The organism is Pseudovibrio sp. POLY-S9 (assembly GCF_001431305.1).
Taxonomy (GTDB): Bacteria; Pseudomonadota; Alphaproteobacteria; order Rhizobiales; family Stappiaceae; genus Pseudovibrio.
The window spans coordinates 137,014-138,493 of sequence record NZ_LCWX01000263.1; the positions used below are offsets into that span (position 1 = coordinate 137,014).

Annotated in this window: 2 protein-coding genes; one reads left to right on the forward strand and one right to left on the reverse strand. The window is 53.9% G+C overall.

Features of this window, described 5'->3' with window-relative positions; all coding sequences use genetic code 11:
- On the forward strand, positions 1-402 hold a 402-nt coding region (locus PPL9_RS34650), incomplete at its 5' end, for an AEC family transporter (protein WP_244273517.1).
- On the opposite strand, the gene PPL9_RS30825 is transcribed toward PPL9_RS34650, so the two are convergent.
- The coding region (locus PPL9_RS30825; RefSeq protein ID WP_082597195.1) for an FAD-dependent monooxygenase at positions 399-1,480 on the reverse strand (1,082 nt) is incomplete at its 5' end. The genes PPL9_RS34650 and PPL9_RS30825 overlap by 4 nt on opposite strands.

Here is a 1,480-nt window from a genome sequence, read left to right on the forward strand (position 1 = left end):
GCAATTGAGTTCAAGCCACCTGTTGCACTCGACCAGACCATCTCGTTTTTGCGACAAGCTGCGGCACCTTGTGCATTGTTTGCCATGGGGGTGACGATTGCCTTGCAGCCAAGCCGGAGAACGGCGAAGGAACTGCCGGTCCTGTTGCTTATCAAGCTGGTGGTGCACCCAATCCTTGTATTTGTGCTGCTGGAGTGGATTGGTGGCTTTGACAGTCTGTGGGTCTCAACAGCTGTTCTCATGGCGGCATTGCCGCCGGCTGCGAATGTTTATGTGCTAGCTCAGCACTACACGAGCTATGTCGAGCGCGCGTCTACAGCCGTGCTTTATGGAACGTTGGCATCTGTTATTACGTTGCCAACGCTCATTTATCTCATTCAATCTGGAATACTGGTGCCTTAATCGTTTTGTGCGCGCATCAATGTTGGCAGGCTCCAGGATGGAGCGATGCCTTCACGCATCAGCAGACGACGTACAAGTGGGATTCTGGAGGCTGTGTAGAGCCCCAGAGAACGCAGCATCTGAACAGGCAAGGCATCCGTCAGCAAAGATCTGTTAAGCAGGTCTACGGCGGTTGTGCGGCTGATCACGTCTGCCTTGCGGCTGCGGTCATACTTCTGCAGCAACTCAGCCGAACCCATATCTGCCTTGGTGTGCTTTGCGTTGGCCAGCAGTTCTGTCGCAACGGCTACATCGCGCAGAGACAGATTGAGACCCTGGGCTCCGATTGGCGGGAAGGCGTGGGCTGCCTCACCCATAAGCAGTGAGCGATTGCCACTCATGTGAACGGCTGTCAGGCCGGAGAGTGGGTAGACCTGCCTTGGGCTTGCCAGTTTGAGCGAGCCCAGAACGAACTTGCTGAGTTTTTCCAGTTCGGCTTCGAGGGCTTCGTCCTTATAATTGTTCAGCTCTTCAGCGCGTTCCGGCGTTTCCACATAAACAAGGGAAGAGGTCTTACCTGGCAGCGGGACCATGGTGAATGGACCGGTGTTGCGGTGGAACTCGGTAGAGATGTTGTAATGCGGCAGGACATGTTTGAGATTGAGAACGAGTGCCGCTTGTGGGTACTTCCAGTTCTTTGTCTCAATGCCAGCGGAGCGGCGAACCACTGAATTTCGTCCATCTGCGCCGATGACGACATGACAGCTGATGTCTGGCGTATTGCTTAGTTCAATGGTGGCTTTATGGTCATTACTGGCGACGCTTTTGATCGTGTCTTCGACAAGCTCAATGAGCTCATTGTTGTTCACAAGATCAAACAGCACCCGGTTCAAGTCCTTGTTGAGGATGTTGTAACCGAAGGCAGGCAGGTCCAGTTCTGAGGCGGAGAATGTAGTTTCAGGTGCGCGTAAAAGGCGATCAGTGCCGTCGATCAGGCGCATCTTTTCCAGCGGTGTAAACGCTGAACGTAAGTCTTTCCAGATGCCGATATTATCGAGAAACTGGCGGGAGGCATCCATCAGGGCGGTGGTGCGGGCGT